Annotated in this window: 20 protein-coding genes; 19 read left to right on the plus strand and 1 reads right to left on the minus strand. The window is 56.3% G+C overall.

All coding sequences use genetic code 11. The features are described 5' to 3' along the window. Positions 1–80: 80 nt before the first annotated feature. Positions 81–2,642: a DNA mismatch repair protein MutS gene (mutS, locus tag SIK97_RS04640; RefSeq protein WP_047723001.1), complete on the minus strand. Its 2,562-nt coding sequence runs from the start codon at positions 2,640–2,642 to the stop codon at positions 81–83. 717 nt (positions 2,643–3,359) lie between these two features. On the opposite strand from mutS, the gene SIK97_RS04645 reads away from it, so the two are divergent. The 19 genes from SIK97_RS04645 (at position 3,360) to SIK97_RS04735 (ending at position 22,448) form a co-directional block, all read left to right on the plus strand. Then, positions 3,360–3,899, plus strand: a complete 540-nt coding sequence (locus tag SIK97_RS04645; RefSeq protein WP_004124241.1) for a fimbrial protein — start codon at positions 3,360–3,362, stop codon at positions 3,897–3,899. A gap of 79 nt (positions 3,900–3,978) precedes the next feature. After that, entirely contained in the window at positions 3,979–4,533 is a 555-nt protein-coding gene (locus tag SIK97_RS04650; protein ID WP_014226579.1) for a fimbrial protein, read from the plus strand. Positions 4,534–4,608: 75 nt separating this feature from the next. Next, positions 4,609–7,077: a fimbria/pilus outer membrane usher protein gene (locus tag SIK97_RS04655; RefSeq protein WP_004853590.1), complete on the plus strand. Its 2,469-nt coding sequence runs from the start codon at positions 4,609–4,611 to the stop codon at positions 7,075–7,077. Between the two features lie 25 nt (positions 7,078–7,102). Further along, on the plus strand, positions 7,103–7,846 hold the full coding sequence (locus tag SIK97_RS04660; RefSeq protein WP_032751026.1) for a molecular chaperone: 744 nt from the start codon (positions 7,103–7,105) through the stop codon (positions 7,844–7,846). Between the two features lie 18 nt (positions 7,847–7,864). Beyond that, positions 7,865–8,494, plus strand: coding sequence for a fimbrial protein (locus SIK97_RS04665; protein WP_049079478.1), 630 nt, complete (start codon positions 7,865–7,867; stop codon positions 8,492–8,494). Further along, positions 8,494–9,546 carry a fimbrial protein gene (locus tag SIK97_RS04670; protein WP_057173786.1) on the plus strand — a complete coding sequence of 351 codons (1,053 nt, stop codon included), beginning with the start codon at positions 8,494–8,496 and terminating at the stop codon, positions 9,544–9,546. Before SIK97_RS04665 ends, SIK97_RS04670 begins: the two co-directional genes overlap by 1 nt. Before the next feature lie 9 nt (positions 9,547–9,555). Then, positions 9,556–10,104, plus strand: coding sequence for a fimbrial protein (locus tag SIK97_RS04675; protein ID WP_032751022.1), 549 nt, complete (start codon positions 9,556–9,558; stop codon positions 10,102–10,104). A gap of 22 nt (positions 10,105–10,126) precedes the next feature. After that, positions 10,127–10,798, plus strand: coding sequence for a transcriptional regulator (locus tag SIK97_RS04680; protein ID WP_014226574.1), 672 nt, complete (start codon positions 10,127–10,129; stop codon positions 10,796–10,798). A 104-nt stretch (positions 10,799–10,902) separates the two neighbouring features. Beyond that, on the plus strand, positions 10,903–11,109 hold the full coding sequence (locus SIK97_RS04685) for a DUF4762 family protein (RefSeq protein WP_014226573.1): 207 nt from the start codon (positions 10,903–10,905) through the stop codon (positions 11,107–11,109). Between the two features lie 70 nt (positions 11,110–11,179). Next, positions 11,180–11,848, plus strand: a complete 669-nt coding sequence (locus tag SIK97_RS04690) for a DsbA family protein (protein WP_032751021.1) — start codon at positions 11,180–11,182, stop codon at positions 11,846–11,848. Between the two features lie 2 nt (positions 11,849–11,850). After that, positions 11,851–12,801 (plus strand): ABC transporter, encoded by a 951-nt coding sequence (locus SIK97_RS04695; RefSeq protein WP_047723002.1) that lies wholly within the window; start codon positions 11,851–11,853, stop codon positions 12,799–12,801. A gap of 9 nt (positions 12,802–12,810) precedes the next feature. Continuing rightward, positions 12,811–14,922, plus strand: a complete 2,112-nt coding sequence (locus SIK97_RS04700; RefSeq protein WP_047723003.1) for a peptidase domain-containing ABC transporter — start codon at positions 12,811–12,813, stop codon at positions 14,920–14,922. Further along, positions 14,919–16,079, plus strand: coding sequence for an efflux RND transporter periplasmic adaptor subunit (locus SIK97_RS04705; protein ID WP_014226569.1), 1,161 nt, complete (start codon positions 14,919–14,921; stop codon positions 16,077–16,079). The genes SIK97_RS04700 and SIK97_RS04705 overlap by 4 nt, the downstream gene beginning before the upstream one ends. After that, positions 16,079–18,022, plus strand: coding sequence for an ABC transporter permease (locus tag SIK97_RS04710; protein ID WP_047723004.1), 1,944 nt, complete (start codon positions 16,079–16,081; stop codon positions 18,020–18,022). Before SIK97_RS04705 ends, SIK97_RS04710 begins: the two co-directional genes overlap by 1 nt. Further along, a complete protein-coding gene (locus tag SIK97_RS04715) occupies positions 18,019–19,416 on the plus strand; it encodes a TolC family protein (protein WP_047723005.1) in 1,398 nt (465 codons plus the stop codon). Before SIK97_RS04710 ends, SIK97_RS04715 begins: the two co-directional genes overlap by 4 nt. Then, positions 19,403–20,656, plus strand: coding sequence for a beta-ketoacyl-[acyl-carrier-protein] synthase family protein (locus SIK97_RS04720; protein ID WP_014226566.1), 1,254 nt, complete (start codon positions 19,403–19,405; stop codon positions 20,654–20,656). The genes SIK97_RS04715 and SIK97_RS04720 overlap by 14 nt, the downstream gene beginning before the upstream one ends. After that, positions 20,653–21,447, plus strand: a complete 795-nt coding sequence (locus tag SIK97_RS04725) for a MaoC/PaaZ C-terminal domain-containing protein (protein WP_047723006.1) — start codon at positions 20,653–20,655, stop codon at positions 21,445–21,447. The genes SIK97_RS04720 and SIK97_RS04725 overlap by 4 nt, the downstream gene beginning before the upstream one ends. Positions 21,448–21,463: 16 nt before the next feature. Further along, on the plus strand, positions 21,464–21,715 hold the full coding sequence (locus SIK97_RS04730; protein WP_004853570.1) for an acyl carrier protein: 252 nt from the start codon (positions 21,464–21,466) through the stop codon (positions 21,713–21,715). A 1-nt stretch (position 21,716) separates the two neighbouring features. Continuing rightward, positions 21,717–22,448, plus strand: coding sequence for an SDR family NAD(P)-dependent oxidoreductase (locus SIK97_RS04735; RefSeq protein WP_032751011.1), 732 nt, complete (start codon positions 21,717–21,719; stop codon positions 22,446–22,448). Positions 22,449–22,465: the final 17 nt, after the last annotated feature.

Raw genomic sequence — 22,465 nt, forward strand, 5'->3', positions numbered from 1 at the left:
TGCATCCTCTCGCACTCAGTTTGCATTTGTTAAAACGGCAGCACCGCAGGGCGCTGCCGTTTTTTCACGTTAAACGAGAACTACACCAGGCTCTTCAGGCGATAGATCCACTCCAGCGCCTGGCGCGGAGTCAGCGAATCCGGGTCAAGATTCTCCAGCGCTTCAACCGCGGGCGAGGTCTCTTCCGGAGCGGAAAGCAGCGACATCTGGGTACCGTCCACCTGCGTGGCGGCAGCGCTCGGCGCAATGCTTTCCAGCTCGCGCAGCTTCTGCCGCGCGCGTTTAATCACCTCTTTCGGCACACCGGCCAGCGCGGCAACCGCCAGACCGTAGCTCTTACTGGCCGCGCCATCCTGCACGCTGTGCATGAAGGCGATAGTGTCGCCGTGCTCCAGAGCATCAAGATGGACGTTGGCCACGCCTTCCATTTTCTCCGGCAGCTGGGTCAGCTCGAAGTAGTGGGTGGCAAACAGGGTCAGGGCCTTAATCTTGTTCGCCAGATTTTCCGCGCAGGCCCACGCCAGCGACAGACCATCGTAGGTCGAGGTGCCACGACCGATTTCATCCATCAGCACCAGGCTATGCTCGGTGGCGTTATGCAGAATATTGGCGGTTTCGGTCATCTCTACCATAAAGGTTGAGCGGCCGCTGGCCAGGTCATCCGCCGCGCCGACGCGGGTGAAAATACGATCGATGGGGCCGATATCGACTTTTTCCGCCGGAACGTAGCTGCCGATATACGCCAGCAGGGCGATCAGCGCGGTCTGACGCATATAGGTACTTTTACCGCCCATATTCGGACCTGTGATAATCAGCATTCTCCGCTGCGGGGCGAGGTGCAGCGGGTTAGCGATGAACGGCTCTTTCAGAACCTGCTCAACCACCGGATGGCGGCCTTCGCTGATACGAATACCCGGCTTATCGCTAAAAGTCGGGCAGCAGTAGTTGAGGGTCTCCGCGCGCTCGGCGAGGTTCACCAGCACATCGAGCTCCGCCAGCGCGCTGGCGCTCTGCTGCAGATCGCCAAGATGCGGCAGCAGCATATCGAAAAGTTCATCGTACAGCTGCTTTTCCAGCGCCAGCGCCTTCCCTTTGGAGGTCAGCACTTTGTCTTCATACTCCTTCAGCTCAGGAATAATATAGCGCTCGGCGTTCTTGAGGGTCTGGCGACGGACGTAGTGGATCGGCGCATGCTGGCTCTGACCGCGGCTAATCTGGATGTAGTAGCCGTGGACGGCGTTGTAGCCTACCTTCAGCGTGTCCAGCCCCAGACGCTCGCGCTCGCGAACTTCCAGTCTGTCGAGGTAATCGGTCGCGCCATCGGCCAGGCCGCGCCACTCATCGAGTTCCGCGTTATAGCCGGGGGCGATAACGCCGCCGTCGCGAACCAGTACCGGCGGCGCATCGATAATCGCCCGTTCCAGCAGTTCACGCAGCTCGCTAAATTCCCCCATCTTTTCCCGGAGCCGCTGTACTGGCGCACAGTCGACGTCCCCCAGCATCGCGCGCAGTGCCGGCAGCTGCTGGAAAGCGTGACGCATACGCGCTAAATCGCGAGGGCGGGCGGTGCGCAGCGCCAGGCGCGCCAGAATACGTTCGAGGTCGCCGACCTGGCGCAGTACCGGCTGCAGCTCGGTGTAATGTTCCTGCAGCGCGCCGATGGTCTGCTGGCGCTCTACCAGCACGGCGGTGTCGCGCGCCGGCATATGCAGCCAGCGCTTAAGCATACGGCTGCCCATGGGGGTCACGGTGCAGTCGAGCACTGAGGCCAGCGTATTATCAAAGCCGCCGGCCAGGTTCTGGGTGATCTCCAGATTGCGGCGCGTGGCCGCATCCATAATGATGCTGTCCTGCTGGCGCTCCATCGTGATGGAGCGGATATGCGGCAATGACGTGCGCTGGGTGTCTTTGACGTACTGCAGCAGGCAGCCGGCGGCGCACAGGCCGCGCGGGGCGTTTTCAACGCCGAAACCAACTAGATCGCGCGTGCCGAACTGGAGATTGAGCTGCTGGCGCGCGGTGTCGATTTCAAATTCCCACAGCGGACGGCGGCGCAGGCCGCGGCGGCCCTCAATCAGCGACGACTCGGCAAAATCCTCCGCGTACAGCAGCTCGGCGGGGTTGGTGCGCTGAAGCTCCGCCGCCATCGTTTCGCGGTCAGCGGGTTCGCTCAGGCGAAAACGTCCGGAGCTGATATCGAGGGTGGCGTAGCCAAAACCTTTACTGTCCTGCCAGATGGCGGCCAGCAGATTGTCCTGGCGTTCCTGCAGCAGCGCTTCATCGCTGATGGTACCCGGTGTCACAATGCGGACGACTTTGCGTTCAACCGGCCCTTTGGTGGTTGCCGGATCGCCAATCTGTTCGCAAATGGCCACCGACTCGCCCTGATTAACCAGCTTAGCCAGATAGTTCTCAACCGCGTGATGGGGGATCCCGGCCATCGGAATCGGTTCGCCCGCGGAAGCGCCGCGCTTCGTCAGCGAGATATCCAGCAGCTGCGATGCGCGTTTCGCATCGTCATAGAACAGTTCGTAAAAATCACCCATCCGGTAAAACAGCAGAATCTCCGGGTGCTGGGCTTTCAGCTTGAGATACTGCTGCATCATCGGGGTGTGGGCGTCAAGATTCTCTAGTGTACTCATCAGTTTTTGCTGTCCATTTTCTGAAGTTTTAATGAGTTAGCGGAGTTTATTGTTTTCATGACGTCGCGCTATCGCTCATCGGTTCCCGTGAAACTGTGCATTTTTGTTTATTGACTCATGAGCCGCATGATAACGGAGTCTTCAGGTCAGGAAAACAAGAAGCAGCGGCGGTATGCCGGAGGGGGAGGTCGCAGCGGAAAAAGGCTATACTGGCGAATGCAGGTCGATGGTGTAGACGGGGAGAAATCCGTTTTTCACCGGCGCCTTACGCCTCGCGTTATTTCCCTTATTCCGCCTGCTTTTCACTATTGCGTATAGCAGAAAAGGGTCTTTGTTAATAAAATGTGATCTGTGTTACAATTCTCTTACCATCAACATCTTTCGTTTATCCTCTATTAATTACCTGTCGTAATTTGTTTTTAGGATATATCTCAGCATTCTGCGAGTTAATTTCCTATGGTGGCATTGTTCGCGAGGTTAAATCTTTTTTTAATTCCTTTGTAAATGTATCTCTTTTTACCTAAAAAATGATTTGTTAGTATTTTTGTCGACCAGGGGATCTGGCTTTAATTAAATTATTAATATTAATTAATAGTCTAATTATTGAAACGGATTTTTCGGTGATGCGGAGGGCTGCAAATTGTTATGAGAGTATAACTCAGCAATTTTATAGCTCCTTACTCTTTAGGATAAAAATTTATAACGCAGGAATTTTCTATGAAACTGAATAAAGTTGCTATGGCTGTGGCATTAACTGCTGCTCTCGGCTCAATGTCTGCACTGGCTGATACCACTAATGGTCAGATTGAGCTTCAGGGTGAGCTGGTGAATACCGCGTGTGGTTTAGCGCCGTCGTCCAGCCCGGTAACCGTTGATTTTGGTCAGGTTCCAGTTTCCCTGCTGCAAGGCGGTGGTCAGGCAACTGAAACCAAAAACATCGAGCTGCAGTATTGCGATACCACCATCGCCAGCAGCGCCGTTGTTTCCTATACCCCGACTTCGGTTAACCCGAACGATCCTACTCTGGCTGCCTTTACTTCTGGTACCGCATCTGGTGCAGGTATCGGCCTGAAAGATAGCGCTAGCCAGACTGTGACCTGGGGCGCGCAGACCACGCCGGTCACCCTGGTCGATGGTACTAACACCATTCCTTTCGTGGCCTTCCTGAAAGCGGAAGCGGCAGCGAGCGGTTCTACCACTACCGTAACCGCGGGTGCATTCCAGTCAACGATCAATTTCACTATCGATTATCAATAATCGATTTTGAGTTATCGCTCGCGGGGAGGTTCCTCCCCGCGATATTGGATGGTGTACCCGATAATATGGAATTCTGAGTATGGTTAAGGATACAGAGAAAAAGAGACTGATGGCGCTATTCGTATCGGTATTACTCTTTTCCGGACATGCTTCGAGTACTAATTTTACGCCCGGACAGCTGGCGCTTTCGGGGGAGCTGGTTGCTGCCGCCTGCGATATTGATCCCAGCTCGCGGGAGCTATGGGTGGATTTCGGCAACATATCCGCTCGCGATATTAATATGGATCAAGAAGGTAAGCTCGTCCGGCCTTTTCTGGTGCGCTTAGTGGGCTGCGCGTCTTACGGCAGCGAAAATCAATCAACGCCCGGTGCTTATGCCACGATTACTTTTACCGGCAATGCGTCATCGCAGGACCCGACCGTATTAATTCCGGATGGGGAAGGAAAGGGGTTTGGTATACAGATTCGCGATCGCCGTGGGGAAGTTTTAACTTTTGGAGAACCCTCCTCGGGATACCTGCTAAGTGATGAGAATAATACACTGAAATTCACCGCTTCGCTGGTTCCGGTTCAGCAACATATTAAGGCTGGGGATTTTTACGCCGTCACTCGTTTTTATATGGATTACAACTAGACGCAAGCCAGCTATTGCTGTTGTAGCTTGTTTACCGCGCACGATATTTTACTGAATGATTCGGGATGAATAGTCATGTCAGCAGAACTAAAAATAAAAATAATCCTCTCTCAGATGCTTTTTTTCTGCTGTGCTTCTATGGCTTGTGCCTCAACCGACGTGGAATTCAATACCGACGTACTGGATGCCGCCGATCGCGACAATATCGATTTAACCCGTTTCGCCACCGACAACTATGTCCCGCCGGGCGAGTACTTATTAGATATTAAAATAAATGGCCAGGCGGTGGGGCAGCAAAAGGTTCGCTATCTGGCTTCTAAAGACCAGAAGCATACCCAGGCCTGCATTAACGGCGAAATTCTTGCCAGATTGGCGTTGAAAGAAGAAGCGCAGAAAAAGGTCGCACAGCCGTTTGCCGATTGCTATGACCTGCTGAGCCTTCCTGGGGCTAAGCTCAGCAACTACGCCGGGGTGCTGGACATCACCGTCCCGCAGGCGTGGATGAAATACAACGATCCGAACTGGACGCCGCCGGAGCGCTGGGACCAGGGCATCGGTGGGTTTTTGCTCGACTACAGTCTGACCGGGCAATATACCCGCCAGCTTGATATGCATGAAGATTACACCACCCTGAGCGGATACGGCCAGACCGGGTTTAACCTCGGCGGCTGGCGTTTGCGCGGCGAATATCAGACCAGCTATTACAGCGCGACGCATCAATTTGATTTCGACATGAATCAGATCTACGCCTACCGTCCGCTGCCGATGATGGCGGCAAAGCTGACGGCGGGGGAGATCTACCTTGATTCTCAGGTCTTCGACACCGTGCGCTTTACCGGGCTTAATCTCGCCAGCGATGAGCGTCAGCTGCCGCCAAACCTGCAGGGCTACGCGCCGGAAATTCGCGGCCTGGCCAAGACCAACGCCAAAGTGACGGTGAAGCAGAGCGGGCGCATTATTTATGAAACGACGGTTCCCGCCGGGCCGTTTAACATTCAGGATTTACGCAGCTCGGTGCGCGGTACGCTGGATGTTCAGGTGGAGGAGCAGGACGGTTCCATTTCAACGTTCCAGGTTAACACCGCCAACATTCCTTACCTTACGCGTCCCGGCTACGTGCGTTACAACGTGGCTGTCGGCGCGCCGTCCCGCTATAACCATAAAATTCAGGGGCCAGGTTTCGCTTCCGGTGATTTCTCCTGGGGGATAACCAACGCCTGGTCGCTGTACGGTGGTTTACAAAGCGCAGGGGCGGAATATACCGCGGTCTCCGCCGGTATTGGCCGCGATCTCAGCGTACTGGGCGCGCTCTCGCTTGACGCCACCGAATCCTACAGCCAACAGTCAAACCAGAAGCGGCTTAAAGGCACCTCGTTTAAGCTGAGCTATGCGAAAACGTTCGACGAATATAACAGTTCAATTACCTTTGCCGGCTATCGCTTTTCTCAGGAAGATTTCCGCTCTTTCTCGCAATATCTCAACGAGCGTTACGAGGGTTACGACAGCCTTGGGCGTGAAAAAGAAGTCTATACCATCACCGGGAATAAAACGTTCTGGGCCGATGAGCCAGGCAAAGCGACTACCGTCTTTCTGACCTATACCCACCAGAATTACTGGAATCGAAGCAGCCAGGATCGCTACGGCATCTCGTTAGGGCGCTCGTTTAACGTCGGTAATATTCGCGGGATCACCACCAATATTTCGGCCTACCGTTCCGATTACGAAGGGCGTAAAGACGACTCTATTGCTTTCTCGCTTTCCATTCCCGTTGGCGATAGCAAATGGAGCGGTCTCGACGTACAGACCAATAACGGCAAAACCAGCCCGATGCTCTCGTACACCGACAGCAGCGACTACAACAACCTGTGGCGACTGCGCGCCGGGGCGAGCCAGAGCGGCTATGCCAACGTCGACGGCTACTATCAGCGCCGCTCGCAGTATGCCGAAATCAACAGCAACGCCAGCTATCAGCAGGATCACTACGTTTCCCTGAGCAGCACCCTGCGCGGCGGCTTTACCGCTACCCGGCACGGGGCGGCGATCCACAACAGCGGCGCAACGCTCAACACGGCGCGCGTGATGGTGAATACCAACGGTATCGGCGACGTTCCGCTCAATGATGGTAAATCAAGAACCAACAATTTCGGCATTGCCGTTATTCCGGACATCGTGAGCTACAACAGCTTTGATACCCGTGTTGATGTCGATGCGATGTCGGAATCCATCGAACCGGCAAAAGCCATCAGCACCGCCACGCTGACCGAAGGCGCCATTGGCTATCAGACCTTTGGCATGGCGAAGGGCGAAAAAATGATGGGGATTATTCGCCTGGCTGACGGTACCTATCCACCGTTCGGCGCGGAGGTTATCAACGGCGATGGCGTGAGCGTCTCCATGATTATGGAAGGTGGCCAGGGATGGCTGGCGGGGGTGAATCCTCAGGAGCTGCTAAGCGTAGTGTGGAGCGGGAAAAAGCAGTGCCAGATTGCCATCCCGCCGACCATCGTGCGTCGTTCGACAGCCGCGCTATTGCCGTGTAAATGACAGTGACAGTAATAAAAGGCCAAAAATGAGCATAACAAGCAACAAATTCTGCTGGATGGGCGTTGTGATGCTGGCGGCGGTAGGCGGTACCGCTCAGGCAGGGGTTTCGCTGGATCGCACGCGTCTTATCATCACCGGTAAAGACAGCTCGGCGAGCGCGAATTTAACCAACACCAGCCCGGATATTCCTTTCCTCGCGCAATCATGGGTTGAGGACAGCAAGGGCAACAAGATTACCTCTCCGCTGGTGGTGCTGCCGCCTTTACAGCGGATTAACGGCGGGCAAAAAGGGGTGGCGCGGGTCACCAAAACTGACGGTATTAACCAACTGCCGCAGGACCGGGAAAGCCTGTTTTATTTAAGCGTGCGCGAAATCCCGCCCAAGCCGGATAAAGCGAATGTCCTGCAGTTAGCCATGCAGTCGCGGATTAAATTATTTTTCCGCCCGACGGCCATTATTCCCAAAAGCAAAAGCGAGATTTGGCAGGACCAGGTCGTCTTTCAAAAGAGCGGCAATAAGATGACCGCGCAAAACCCGACGCCCTATTACATCACCATTATTAGCTTGTCCCGCGTTAAGGGTGAAAAAATCACTAAGTTTCCGGGGATTATGATTGCGCCGAAGTCCAGCATGGAGTTCAGCGTAACCGACGGCAGCGTGCGAGATTTCGCCATGATGTATGTGAATGATTATGGCGGTCATCCGGAGCTGAAATATCGCTGCGAAGGAAATACCTGTAAAGCGCTGCCGCCATCGCAGCAAGGGTAATTAAAGAGGAACCTGATGATGAAAACGCGTCTATCGCTATTAGCACTGTTTGTATTCGGTATCAGTATGCCAGCGCTGGCCGACGCTGATATTCCGCTACAGCCACAGCACTATAACCGGGATCATCAGGGGGAAGATGGCGGTAACGTGATATTCAATGGCTCCGTTTATGCCTCGCCTTGCGTGCTGGCGCCGCAGAGCCGCCTGCAGATTATCGAGATGGGTGAAATCAGCGCCCGCCGTTTTCATCAGGCCGGCGACCGGAGTCAGCCGGTGCTGGTTCGCGTCGAACTCAGAGATTGCCTGAAAGGCGCCTCGCAGGCGCGCGACAGCATCGCCTCACGGACGACGGGCAACAGCAAGCATCTCTACACCACCGGCGAGCAGGCGGTTCAGCTCACTTTTATCGGCGAATCGGATGAACATAATCGCCAGCTGCTGCGCCTGACCGGCAGCATCTCAGGAGCCGGTATTCGCCTGCTGGATGTTAAAGAACGGGCGCTGGATATTAATCAAACGCAGCCGCCGTTTATTGTGAAAACCGGCGATAGCAGCCTGACGTTTATTGCCGTGCTGGAGTCAACCGGACGAAACGTGACCGCGGGCAACTTTAGCGGACTGCTGCGTTTAAAAATGGAGTATCTCTGATGACGACGATGGTTATCGGACGAAAATCTTGCGTCACGCTTTTACTCTGCGGCGGCTTATTATCCCTTGACGCCAGCGCGGCGATTGAAGGGGAAATTACGCCGGTCGGCGGACCTAAAATGTATAATATTGACGTGGTCAATCAGGATATTACCAATAACAGCATAGGGGCAACGATTCCTTATGAATTTTCATTGGGCGGGCAATATTCTGGTATAGCCAGCTGTACCATTCCCATGGAAAATCAGGCGATTTATTACTCTGCGACCGCCTCGCTGATGCAGCAGGGAAGCGCGCCGGGCTATTTAAAGCTCAATGATTATATGGATGTTAAAATTGAAATTTATATTCGTGGTCAGCGCATGGATTATTTTGCGGTACCTTTTTATAATGAATCGAATAACGCTTTTCAGAATAAATGCGTTCCACCAACCACCCAATTTAATAACTTTGAGTCCGGCGCCAAGGGGCGGGTAACGTTTATGATTACTAAGCCTATTGTCAACGGTGTTAACCTGTTGGGTACAGAAATCGCCAAGCTTTACGGCCGCCTGGGGAACTATAGCTCAGGAATGGGCAGCACTCCAATGTCGATTGTCTCGATTAATTCCGGGGTCATTACCGTTCCGGATAAATGCATTGTCAACTCAGGTACACCGATCGTCGTTGATTTTGATACCATCCCCAGTTCGGGTTCGCTGCTAAATGGCAATAATTACAGCCGGTCCGTGCCGATTCAGGTGAAATGCGAAGGGGGAAGTTTCGCGAACGGTAATTTAAATATTCGCCTGGGCATTCAGCAGGCCAATACCGCCAGTTTTAATAGCGATTATTTAGGGACCACCGGCGCCGTCGATCGATCCAATCTTGGCATTATTCTGAAAGATTCAGGCGGCAGTTTAGTGGCCGCGAATAGATTTTATGACGTGCCGGGTTTTAATAATAATCAGGGAACCTGGAATCTGACCGCTGCGCCGATTGCCAATGCCGGGACCAATGTTCTCGAAGGGGATTTCCAGGCATCGGCCACCGTGGTCGCTGAGTTTCAGTAAGGGGGCAGCATGCGTCAATTAATCGCATCTATGGTACTTCTGGGCTTACTGTCGGCGGCCACGCCGGCGTACGCCAGCGGGGAACTGATCGGCGGCGACTTAACCTTCAAAGGCACCGTCGCGGCCCATGGCTGCAGTATCGTTCCTTCATCCAAAAATATCGCCGTGGATTTTGGCCAGATTTCAACCCGTACGCTCTATGCGGAGAGCAAATCACAGCCCAAAGCGTTTGTGATTGAGCTTAAGGATTGCAGTACCGATGTTTTTAATTCCGTTACCGTAACCTTTAGCGGGACGGAAAATGCCAATATGAGCGACCGTCTGGCGATTACGCCGGTAGCGCCAAATTCCGCCAGCGGTATTGGCATTGGTTTTGAAGAGAGTAACGGCACGGCGATTTCACTCAATACGCCAACAACCGCGGTCGCCATTTCCGATGCCACCATGCAGTTAAATTTTAAAGCTTTTGTTGAAGGGGAACCGGACGCCTTGAGTAACAAAACCTTGCAGACCGGTGCCTTCCAGGCAACAGCGTATTACACCCTTAATTACCAGTAGAATAGATCAAGGATGACGATAAATGAGCCGCCGTTTCTTTCTCTACGATAAAAATATCTTTTTCTCAGAAGGTGTACGTTCTTTGGTTGACGATCTTGCCGCGCATGACGGCGACTGCGCTTTCTCAAGGCTCGACCAGTTCTCTCAGCTGATTAATACGCTGCGTCTGCCGAAGCAGAAAGAGGAGCTGCGCTGGGTGCTCTGCGATGTCGACAGTTTGCCGGACGAACGCTTTAATGCGCTTTACACCATTAAAGAGTACTACTGCCGGGAAAATCAGCAGCTGGTGATTTTATTAGGAGAAAATAATATTTCTCTGTTTTTTGCGCTGCATTCGCTGCTCCCGGAGGCGAGCTGGTTATTAAAAAATGAATCGCTGGAGAATTTTTTCAAATTCATTGAAGGCGCTGATTCGATGGTGGCAAAGAAAATATTTTATAGCCGCTCGCTAATTAATTATACCCGACAGAAGTGGTTAGCCCGGGATTTTAATAACAGTATCTCCAGCGATGACTGGTGGTTAATGGAAGAAATATTCAAAGGGAAGTCATTGTCGCAAATTTCCTCTGAGCAAAAAATTGATGTTCGTCGACTGAGCCGCTGCAAACGGGGCCTGATGAAAAAGTTAAATGCTAAAAATAACGTAGAACTGTTTAATATTTTCAAATGTATCGTCGCCACCCCCTGCGTATAACAGCATACAAAGTCTAACATCGACAGAATTACTGGCAGATAGCTAAGCCAGTAGGTAAGTGTAAGAAAAATACATTTCAATATAAATAGTTAAGGATCTAACAAATGCAAAAATTAAGTATGATTGAAGCGTCAACTATTATTGGCGGCTGCTGCAAGGAAACTTGCACAAGCTCTTACGAGACAGTGGTCGTTGGCGGTGTTTCTACCTGTAAACAAGTGACCACCTGTACGGATAAGCACGGTTCAACCGTTAGCATGAAAGATGCGCCGGACAGCATGTGCGTCGTGCCAAATAGCGCCCGTTATTAATCACTGATGTGATACATGGAGGGGGAACCCTCCATGTATTTCTCCGCTATTTTCGCGAGCCTGGTATCAAATGAAGATAAAACCTATTACCGCCGTTGGCTATACGTTTCTGGTGGCGTTAATTTCGTCGCTAATTACCGTGCTGTGCTATCACATATTTGTGTTTAATACATTTTCACTGGATAGCAGTCAGCCTTCCGCCCTGCGGAAAATTGACAGCGCAACCGTTGCCAGTAGCCCAATAAAAAATGAGAAAAGCATTATTGAAGTGATGTCCTATGGCTGTCACTACTGCGCATCGAACGAGGAAGAGATCGAAAAATTCGCCGCCACGCTACCCGCGGATAGCACCTTTGAAGTTATCCATATTACTGGCGAGAATAACGGTCTGGCGGTCTTTGCGCCGGTTTTTGCGACCCTTGAAGTCATGGGTATTGAGCGCCAGACGCGCGACCAGGCGTTTAACGCGGTAATGACCCGCGGGATTAATTTAGCCGATGAGGAAACGCTTAATGGCTGGCTGAAAAAGAATAGTATTGATGTCGATAAATACCATCAGCTACGCCAAAGTCAGGCCGTCGCCGAGCGTCTGGAATATATGGCGAAAATCACCGAACTTTATGACATTAACGCGACGCCGCTGTTTATTGTGAATAAGAAATACGTAGTGGCGAAGGATCGTCAGTTTCCTGAATTTGCCGACTATTTGCGCCAGCTGTTAACCCAGGATAAGGAGTAAGCGTGGCGCGCTTTCTCATCGTCTGGAGCGTCTTCAGCGTAAGAAAATGGTCCGCGCAGCTGAGCTGGCGCTACCGGCCTTTTACCGGCTACGGCCAAAAAGCGGTGCGTAGAGTCATGCGTTTTACCCCGATGCCGCTGCTGCTGCTGGCGGTTCGCGCGCTGTGTCGGCTGCGGCTGCTGGGCAGACAGTACCGTGGCCGCAGCGCCGTGGCGACGCAAAACTACCGCTGCCTGACGGGCGTCGAGGGCCGAATCGATGCCGGATGGATAGCCATGCGCCGCCAGCTGCTGGAGATAGGGGCGACCTGGGCACAGCACCCGGCCACCCTGGCCCAGATGCAGGCATGCACGCGAGAGCTTGACGCCGTTGTCGCTCCCCTGGCGGCGCAAAAGACGCCGGTCGTCCTTGCGCCGCTGCACTGCGTTTCCGATATCTTAGCGGCGATGGTCGGGGCCGGCGTGACGCCGGGCAAAGCCAGCGTAGTGGTCTCTTCCAGCGCGGAAAGCTACACCGTCGCCAGCCGTAAAATGGGCGGCGTCGCGCTCTCTTATTGCTCAATCCACCAGGATAATACATCGCTGGCTAGCGAGCTTATGGCGTTAATGACCAATGTATCGGCAGGGCGGGAAAATATGATTATTTTCCCCGACATTCCGGCCGATTACACCGTGCAGACCCCGGAAGCGCAGTCCGGGAAAATAAGCTGCCGGCTATTTGGCCGCCCGGCGAAATTACATAGCGGAGTACAGCGGTTTTCTCGCATCGTATCGGCGCAGGTGGTTTTTTATCACCTCTATTATCAGCACGGGATAAAAATAAAAATCTATTCCCCGCTGTCGCCAAAAGAGGTCGCGGCCAATCTGCCGCCGATTATTGAAAACACCCTGCGCGATTATCCGCAGGATTGGCTTTTGTGGCACAGCCATTCGCTCTATTTTATTAATCACTGATGCATCATCATGAAAAAGATTATTCCTGATATGGTTTTCCAGGAAGAGACCAATGAATGCGGCCTCTCCTGTATTGCGATGCTGGCGCAAACCCAGAATATTCCGTGCTCGCTGCCGGCTTTGCGGGAAATTTTCCCGGCATCCGATCATGGGACATCGTTGAGCGATTTATCCGTTATCCTGCAGCAGATCGGCATTGCCACCGCGCCGGTGTTGTTCGATCACGCTGAGCTTCATGCGCTGCCGTTCCCGTCCATTTTGCACTACGGCGCCAGCCACTATGTTCTGCTGGCCTGGCGAAAAGGGGATTACGTCTGCGTCATGAATCCGGCGATTGGCCAGCAGTGGCTGCCTTTCTCGGCATTAAAAAAAGAGATTAGCGGCTATGCGCTGATCCTTGAAGAGTCGCCCGGCGCGATTGCCGGCCCGGACCCGGTTATTGCCGGCGCGCAGCAGGAGATGCCGCGGGCGATGAGCCTGAAGGAGACCGCGGCGGTACCGGGCATTTATAAGCTGATGCTCTTGACCTTCCTGGTGTCGCTCACCCTGTTTTTAATGCCGACGATGGTCAGCCGGGCGATCAACCAGGCCTTCTCTGACGTTCAGAATACGCAGTTTCCTTATTTATGGTTCATCCTCGCCTTTGTTGTATCCACGCTGCTGGCGCTGGGCGTCAGGGTGATTAGCGAGCGATTTATTCGCCGCTTTGTCCTGCTTAAGAGCGATATCGGTTTTTCCCGCCTGCTGAATAATCCGCTGCGTTTTTTTGAAAAACGCGCGCCGGGGGACGTTTTCAGCCGTTTTATCGCCTGGCAGGGCGGGATGCTGCAAAAAATCGAACTGGATAACGGGCTCCGCTCGGACTGGATCATCTGCGTTATCGCGATCGGCATTATGTTCTGGATCTCCCCGGTGCTGGCGCTGATTTCCGCCGTGGGTATTGTGGCGATGGGGCTGATCAGCGTCTGGGCCATTTTTCGCGACCGCTGGTATACGCAGCAGCTGCAGCTGAAAAGCGCGACGCTGAATGACTTTTTTATGGAAACGCTTCAGGGCGTGTTAACCATCAAGACCGCCGGGCTGGAAACGCAGCGTAAAGCGCAGTTTGCCCGTCTGTCTCATGACCTTTTCACCTGCCTCCAGCGGCAGAAAGTCTATCAGCAGGTCAAAGAGGGACTGTACCAGCTGACCGGCAGCCTTGAGATGGTGGTTTTCATGCTGGTGGTGCTGCCGCTGGTGCACGCAAAGCTTATCTCGCTGGGCGACTTTTTTGCCTACAGCTTTTTACGACAGATTTTTACCTCCTACGTCACGCGGATATTTTATGCCGTGATCCGTAAATCACAGCTGCACGTGATCGATACCCGCGCGCAGGGCCTGTTCACCCGCCATGAGCCTGCTGCGCCCCAGTTTGCTCCGCTCAGCGGTGAAGCGGTTCCGCGGCTGACGTTCGAACAGGTGAGCTTTCATTACAACCCGCAGCGTCCGGTACTCAATGCCGTTGATCTCATCCTGGAGCCCGGCGATCGGCTGGCGATCGTGGGCGACTCCGGCGCCGGAAAAAGCACCCTGCTGCGGCTGATGGCAGGGCTTTTTTCCGCGCAGCATGGGCGAATTTTGCTGGACAACGACGAGGTGAGCGCGCAGCAGCTGGCGTCGCAGGTATGGCTACAGAGTCAGGAAGACATCCTGTTCAACGCCTCAGTGCTGCAAAACATCACCCTGTTTGACCCGTGGTACAGCGACAGCGATCGCGGGCGAGTGGAGGCGCTGGTCGAAAAAATGGCGCTGGGGCCGGTGGTTCAGGCGCTGCCGGGAGGAATGGAGGCGCTGATCCGCGAGAGCCACTCGGCGCTCTCTTTGGGCCAGCGTCAGCGGCTGATGCTGGCGCGGGCGCTCTACAGCACCCGGCCCATACTGCTGTTCGACGAACCGACCGCCAATCTTGATGATGAAACCGCGGAAACGGCGATCCTCGCGCTGTGCCAGCACTGCCGCGAACAGGGCAAGACGCTGATCGTCGTGACCCACAGCGAGCAGATCCTGCATCATTTCACGCGGGTTTATCGCCTGAAGGAAGGCAAGCTGCGCGATATCACACAGGGAGAGGTGGACCAATGAGAAGAGCATTTTTACGCCGCCGTAAAACGTGGCTGTTTGCGCTGGTCGCTATGCTGGCCATTGTTGCCGCCGTCTACTATCAGCGCTCATTTCCGGCACAGGCCGAGTCGATTGATACCGTTACGCTCGATCGCGGGGATATCGAAAAGGTCGTGCTGGCGAGCGGGATTATCAAACCTGCCGTCCAGGTGAGCGTCGGCGCGCAGGTCAGCGGCCAGCTGCGTAAGCTGTACGTGCGCCAGGGCGAGCGGGTGCGCAAAGGGCAGCTGTTAGCCGAAATCGACCCGACGCTGCAGCTTTCCGACTTACGCAACGCTACCGCGCAGCTGGCCAGCGCCAGAGCGCAAAAGCAGGCCTCTGAGGCCACGCTGGTGCAGTACCGCAAAGCGCTGGCGCGCGAGCAGGCCATGAGCCGCGACGGCTCCGGCGTGAGCAGCGATCTCGAACAGGCGCAGGCGCAGTATGCCGCGCAGGTTCAGCAGATAGCGGTGAATGAGGCGCAGATTGTGCAGGCGGAAATGAGCGTGCAGACCGCCAACGCTAACCTCGGCTATACCCGCATTCTCGCGCCTATGGATGGCGAAGTGCTGGGCATCGTGACCCGTGAAGGGCAAACCATCGTCTCCTCGCAAATTGCGCCTACGATTCTGGTGCTCGCCGATCTCGATAAAGTCCAGGTCCAAACCCGCATTTCCGAAGCCGATATCCAGAAAATCCATCCGGGACAGCCGCTATGGTTTTACGTCATTGCCGACCCGCAAACCCGTTATGAAGGTGAGCTTGGCTATGTCCAGCCCGCGCCGCAGGAGGCGCTGGAGGAACAAAACGCCGGCGCGTCTGCCGGTAACCAGCAGAGCAGCGCCATTTACTATAACGGCACCTTCGAGGTGGATAATCGCCAGCGATTGCTGAAAACCTCGATGACCGCCCAGGTGTTTATCCGCATCGCGCAGGTGAAAGATGCGCTGCGCGTGCCGGTTGCCGCGCTGGGGCGTTCGCTCGGCGATGAGCGCTACCTGGTCGTGGTGCAAAAGGAGAACGGCAGCGAGGAGCGCACCATCCGCATCGGGATTAACGACCGCCAGTATGCGCAGGTTCTTGAAGGGTTACAGCCCGGTGAGCGGGTGGTGATCCCGCAGGATGCGGGGTCCGTCTGATGGCTGAGCCGTTAATCTTGCTGAACAACGTCACGCGTCATTTTGTTGCCGGGACGCAACTGATTCCGGTGCTGAAATCCATCTCTCTGGCCATTATGCCCGGCGAGATGGTGGCGATTATGGGCGCTTCCGGCTCGGGTAAATCGACGCTGATGAATATTATCGGTTGTCTGGATAAACCCAGCAGCGGTGAAGTGTATATCAACGGCATCGCCGCCCATCAGGCCGACAGCGCGGCGCTGGCGGAGCTGCGCAGCCGCTGGCTGGGATTTATTTTTCAGCGCTATCACCTGATGCCTTATTTGACGGCGGAAGAGAATATTGCCATCCCTGCGCTCTATACCGCGATGCCCGCCGCTGAGCGCCAGGCGCGCATTGCGCTGCTGGCGGAAAAGCTGGACATTGACGCGCGCCTGGCGCATAAACCCGCGCAGCTTTCCGGCGGCCAGCAGCAGCGGGTCAGCGTCTGTCGGGCGCTGATCAACGGCGCGCAGATTATTCTCGCCGATGAACCCACCGGGGCGCTGGATAGCGTCAGCGGCCGGGCGCTGATGGATGTTCTGCACCAGCTGAACGCTGACGGGCATACGGTGATTATCGTGACCCACGATCGCGAGGTAGCGCAGCAGGCCCAGAGGATCGTCGAGATCAGCGATGGGCAGGTGGTCGCCGACAGCACCCACGGCGCGCGTGATAATCGCGGCATTCCGCGGCTGCCCGCGGTACAGGATAACGGCCGGGCCTCGCTGTCGCGCAGTATCGGAGAGTCGGTACGGATGGCATGGCGGTCGCTGCTGGGGCATCGTATGCGCGCCTTTTTGTCGATGCTGGGGATTATCATCGGCATTTCGTCCGTGGTTTCCTCCATGGCGGTGGGAGAAGGCGCTCGGCAGAGCATCATGAACGAGATTGGCAAGCTGGGTAATACCACGCTCGAAATCCGCCCCGGCACCGGCTGGGGCAGCAAGCGTCCGGATATGGAGCGGGCGCTGTCGCTGGATGATATCGCCAGCCTCGGCAAACAGTCGTGGGTGCTTGGGGTGTCGCCGATCGTCTCCAGCATGACGACCGCGGTGCGCCAGGGGTTTGATTCCTCGATTATTCTTTCCGGGGTTTCCGCCGACTATTTCTCGCTGCAGGGTATTCGTTTCCTTCACGGCAACGGTTTTACCCACCGCGATGTCGACGATCGTGAACCGGTGCTGGTGCTGGATGAAACCAGCAAAGAGACGCTGTTTCCCGGTAATGAAGATCCGCTGGGTAAAATTGTGCAAATCGCCGGCGCGCCGTGGCGGGTGATCGGCATCGCCAGCAAGCCGGGACCGAAGGTGGTCAGCGGATTTATGTCGGCCTGGATCCCCTATACCTCTTTATTGCAGCGGATTTCCGGGGACAAACCGCTGGAGGCGCTCACGCTGCGCTTTCAGGAAACGCTGTCGCCGCAGGACGCGGCGCGACGGGCGGAAAGGCATCTTATCCGCGAGCACGGCAAAAAAGATTTCTTTGTCCAGACCGACGAACAGCTCGCCAACGCGCTGCAAAAAACCTCTGACTCCATGTCGCTGCTGATCACCGCGATTGCCGCCATCTCGCTGCTGGTTGGCGGCGTTGGCGTCATGAACATCATGCTGGTTTCCGTTACCGAACGTACCCATGAGATTGGCATTCGGCTTTCGGTCGGCGCTCGCCCCAGCGACATCATGCATCAATTCTTAATTGAGGCGGTGATGATCTGCGCGCTCGGCGGGCTGACGGGGGTATTGGGCTCCTGGGCCGCCGGTAACCTGTTTGCCCTGCTGACGCAGGAGTTTTCCATGGTCTTCACCTGGCTGCCGGTAGCGATGGCCTGCGGTTTTTCCGCCCTGATTGGCCTGACGTTTGGCTATTTTCCAGCGCGCCGCGCGGCGCGACTGAACCCGACGGAGGCGCTGGCCCGCGAATGAGACCGCTGACTTTATTACCGTTAATTGTATTGCTGACGGGCTGCGGGAATTTAACCCGCAGCGATTATCAGCGCCCGCTGCTGTCGGTGCCGGAGAACTGGCAGCGGACGGAGGGAGGCAGCATCGCGCGCTCGCAGGAGAAAGCGCAGCGCTGGTGGGACCGTTTCGGCGACGAACGTCTGTCGCGGGTGGTGGGGCAGGTGCTGGAAAGCAATAACGATCTCGCCGCTGCCGCCTTAACCCTTAAGCAGGCGCGTATTTCCGCTGGGCTCACCCGAACCAATATCAGCCCTGACGCGAGCCTCAACGGCTCCGGCAGTAACTCAAAGCCGCTCAACAGCGGCGGTTCACAGGAGAGCTACAGCGCCTCACTGTCCCTGAGCTATGAACTGGATCTGTGGGGCAAGCTGGCGCGGATCCGGGAGCAGAGCGAATGGGAGGCGATAGCCAGCGAGCAGGACTACCGGGCGACGATCCTGTCGACGATTGATACCACCGCGCAGCTGTACTGGAACATCGCTCTGCTGAACCAGCAAATGACGTATCAGGCGGCGAGTCTGGATATCGCCAGGCAGACGCTGGCGCAGATTGAGTCCTGGCAGCGAGCGGGGAAAGTGGGCCTGCTCGATGTGCTGCAGGCGCGGCAGACGGTCATCAGCCGGCAGAATCAGCTGCTGAGCCTGAAGCAGCAGCGGGCGATTTCCCGTAACGCGCTGGCGCTGCTGCTCAACAGACCGCCGGCTCAGCACACCGATGAGTCCTCCGCGCTGGATGTGCGTCAGCATATCGCTATTGCCAACGCCACGCCGCTGGCCGCGCTCGCCAGCCGTCCGGACCTGCAGGCGGCGGAATCGCGCCTGCGGGCGGCGCTGGCGGGCTCAGATGCCGCGAGGCTGAGCTTCTATCCCACGCTCTCGCTGCAGGGAACGCTGAGCGCCGGAAGCCAGCTCTTTCACCAGTGGTTTAACGACCCGCTGCGCACCGTAGGCAGCAGCGTTTCCGCGCCCTTTATCCAGTGGAACACGGTACAGCTCACCGTGGAGCAGGCCAGCGTGAAGGTACAGCAGGAGGCGGTGAACTTTCGCCGCACCGCCTATACCGCGCTGTCGGAGGTGGACAACGCGATGGAGAAGCGGCTTAACGCCGACGAGCAGCGCGATCGTCTGCTGCAAACGCTGCAGCTGGGCGAGCAGCGTCTGGCGCTCACCGGGAGCCGCTATCGCTCAGGGGCGGTGGATTATCAGACTCTGCTGAACGCCCAGGACGCGCTGCTTGATGTGCAGAACAGCCTGGCGCAGAACCAGTACGACTATCTTTATGCCACTTTGCAGCTTTGGCTGGCGCAGGGAGGCATTAACCCGCAACAGAGGACTTCCCAGAATGAGTCACAGTAACTCCCCTTATCGCGTGGTGATAACCGGCTATGGCGCGGTGACTCCCCTCGGCGATAGCGCCGCCGAAAGCTGGCAGGCCATCATGGATTATCGACGCGGCTACCGCTATGTGGATCTCTCCGCGAACGGTATTCACACGCATTTTATCGGTCAGGTGGCGAATGAACCCAGTCTTAAGGGGGTTCCCGCCGCGATTCGTCGGCGTCTGCCGCGTCACGCGCGCCTGGCGCTGGCCGCCGCGCGGGAAGCGGTGGCGATGGCCTTTGCGGGCGAAGCTCCCACGGCGTTTTATGACCCGCTAATGTGCGGCGCCATCATCGGCTCCGGCTGGGCAGGGCTGGATGAAAGCTATCTGGCGGTACCCGAGTTTGAGAAAACCGGCGTCTCCTCGCCCTTTAGCTGCTTTTTTTCCATGCCCAACGTGAGCACCGCCGCCTGTAGCCAGCTGTGGAATTTGCGCGGCTATCAAAATACCCCGGTCGCGGCCTGCGCCACCGGCACTATCGCTGTCGGCGAGGCCTATGATGCGATTCGCTTTGGCCGCGCCAGCATGCTGCTCGCCGGCGCCGGGGAATCGCTAAACAGCGTTTGCGCGATCTGGAATATCGATGTGCTCGGCGCGCTGAGCCGGGAAACGGAGTCGCCGGAGCGGGCCAGCTGTCCGTTCAGCCTGCAGCGCAGCGGGTTCGTGCTTTCGGAAGGCGGGGCGGTGCTGTGCCTTGAGGAGCGCGAGAGCGCCCTCGCGCGCGGGGCGACGATCCTGGCGGAGGTCACCGGCTATGCTAATTTCTCCGACGCGGTGGATTTTACCTCCCCGGCGGAGGACTGCGTAGCCCGCGAGCAGACCATCCGTTGGGCGCTGCGCGGCGCAGATCTCCAGCCTGCCGACCTCGATTATATCAACGCCCACGGCACCTCCACGCCGCTCAACGATCTCAACGAAACGCAGTCGCTGAAAAAGGCGCTGGGCGACGAGGCGTACCGTATCCCGATTTCCAGCACCAAAGCCTACTCCGGGCATCTGATTGCCGCCGCAGGGAGCTTCGAGACCATTGTTTGCCTGCAGGCGATGGCGGCGGGGATCCTGCCTGCGACGGCCCATTTAACCCAGCCTGACCCGCAGTGCGATCTTGACTATATCGCTGAAGGGCACCGTCAGGGGGAGATACATCGGGCGCTGAATCTGAGCTTTGGTTTCGGCGGCGCGAACGCCGCGCTGGTGCTGGAGAAACACGCGTGACGCTGCTGCACTACACCCTTGCCGACGCGCAGCAGTGGGCGGCGTTTTCCGGTGACGAAAACCCGATTCACTTCGACCTCGCGGCAGCGCGCCAGATGGGCGCGGGACAGCTGAGCGTCCACGGAATGCGCGCGCTGCTCGACGTGAAGCGCGATGCCCACTCCCGGCTGTACCGCCCTGAGCGTTACGTAAAATGCCAGGTTCGCCTGCGCAGGCCAATATGGTGCAATACCGACTGGCTGTTAACGCCCGGGCTAGCCAAAAATCGCCTTTTGTCCGCCACATCGGTCAGCAATCCGCAGAATGGTGAACTCTGCCTCTCCTGCCAGATGACCACGGCGGCCGAGCCGGAATCGCTGGTGGGTAAACAGCCCTGCACGATTGCGCCAAAGACGCTGCGCGAGCTGCAGTCCTGCTTCAACGCCGCCTGGCCCGACCTGGCGCAGTGGCAGTTTCTTGATGCCTTGCTGTTCCGCCAGCTGATTGGCGATCCCGCGCTGCTGCGCCAGGAGAATATCGCCTCCCTGCTCGGGCCGGGGGAAACCTCGTTGCAGCAAATATTTACCCGCTATCCGGTGCTGCAAACCCACCAGGAGGTGGTGTTTGATGCTCGTCTCGCGGGCAAAGCGACGCCGATTCGGCCCGAATCTCTGGCGCTCTGGCTGCTGCCCTCGCTGGTGGTGGGCCAGGCCGAACAGGGGGCGCTGGTGCGCATCGCCGCGGCAGCGCAGCTGGATGACCTGATAATAACGAACGTGGTCACGCTAAAAGTTGGCCCCGTGCATAATTGATAATTAAGGATAATTTATGACTGCCTATGATGAAGTTCTGCAAAAAGTATGTGAAATGATTTGCGATGCGAAAGACCTGGAACCGGATGAGATTGATGAGAATACGCCGCTGGTTCGTCTGAAATTAGATAGCCTGGACTACGTCGAGCTCATGGTGCTGGCAAAACGTGAATTCAATATCACCCTGGAGGCGGACTGGTTTATTCACAATCCGGGGATCACCCTGGGCGAACTGTGTCAGCACATCAGCAAAGAGTCAGGTAACTGATATGGCGCAACAATGGATATTGGTGACCGGCGGCAGCCGCGGTATCGGTCGGGCGCTGGTCACCGGCCTGGCGCAAAGCCGGAACGTGGTCTTTACCGGCCGCGATGAGGCTGCGATTAACGCCACCCAGGCGGCGAGCGAAAATTCCGTCCACCGGGTACAGGGATACGTCTGCGACGGCAACGACGCGTCGCGGGTTGAACAGCTTGCGCAGGCGCTACTGGCCGAGCGGGGGGCACCGGAAGCGATTATTCACAATGCCGGGATAGCTCGCGATGGCCTGCATATTCATCAGGACGCCGCGCTCTGGCGCGAGGTGTTGGAAACCAATGTGATCTCGATGATGAACTGGAACCGGGTGCTGCTGCCGGCGATGCTCACGCAGCGGCGGGGCTCCATCGTGATGATGTCGTCGGTCAGCGCGTTAAAGGGCAACGTGGGGCAGACGGCGTACGCCGCGAGTAAAGCAGCGATGAGCGGTATTGCGCGCTCGCTGGCGCTCGAGGTCGGGCGTTTCGGCATTCGGGTCAACTGCCTGGCGCCGGGCCTGATCCGTACGGAGATGCTGGAGGAGATACCCGCGCAAAAATTGAAAGAGATGCGCCAGTCGATCCCGCTACGCCGATTGGGCGAAACGGATGATGTGCTGCAGGCGGTGGCATTTTTAATCGGTGAGGGGAGCCAGTATATGACCGGGCAAACCCTGGTTCTGGACGGCGGATTGAGCGCCTGAGTCTGTGATTAGGCCGG

This window comes from Klebsiella sp. JN_Kp126 (assembly GCF_033843325.1).
Taxonomy (GTDB): Bacteria; Pseudomonadota; Gammaproteobacteria; order Enterobacterales; family Enterobacteriaceae; genus Klebsiella; species Klebsiella michiganensis.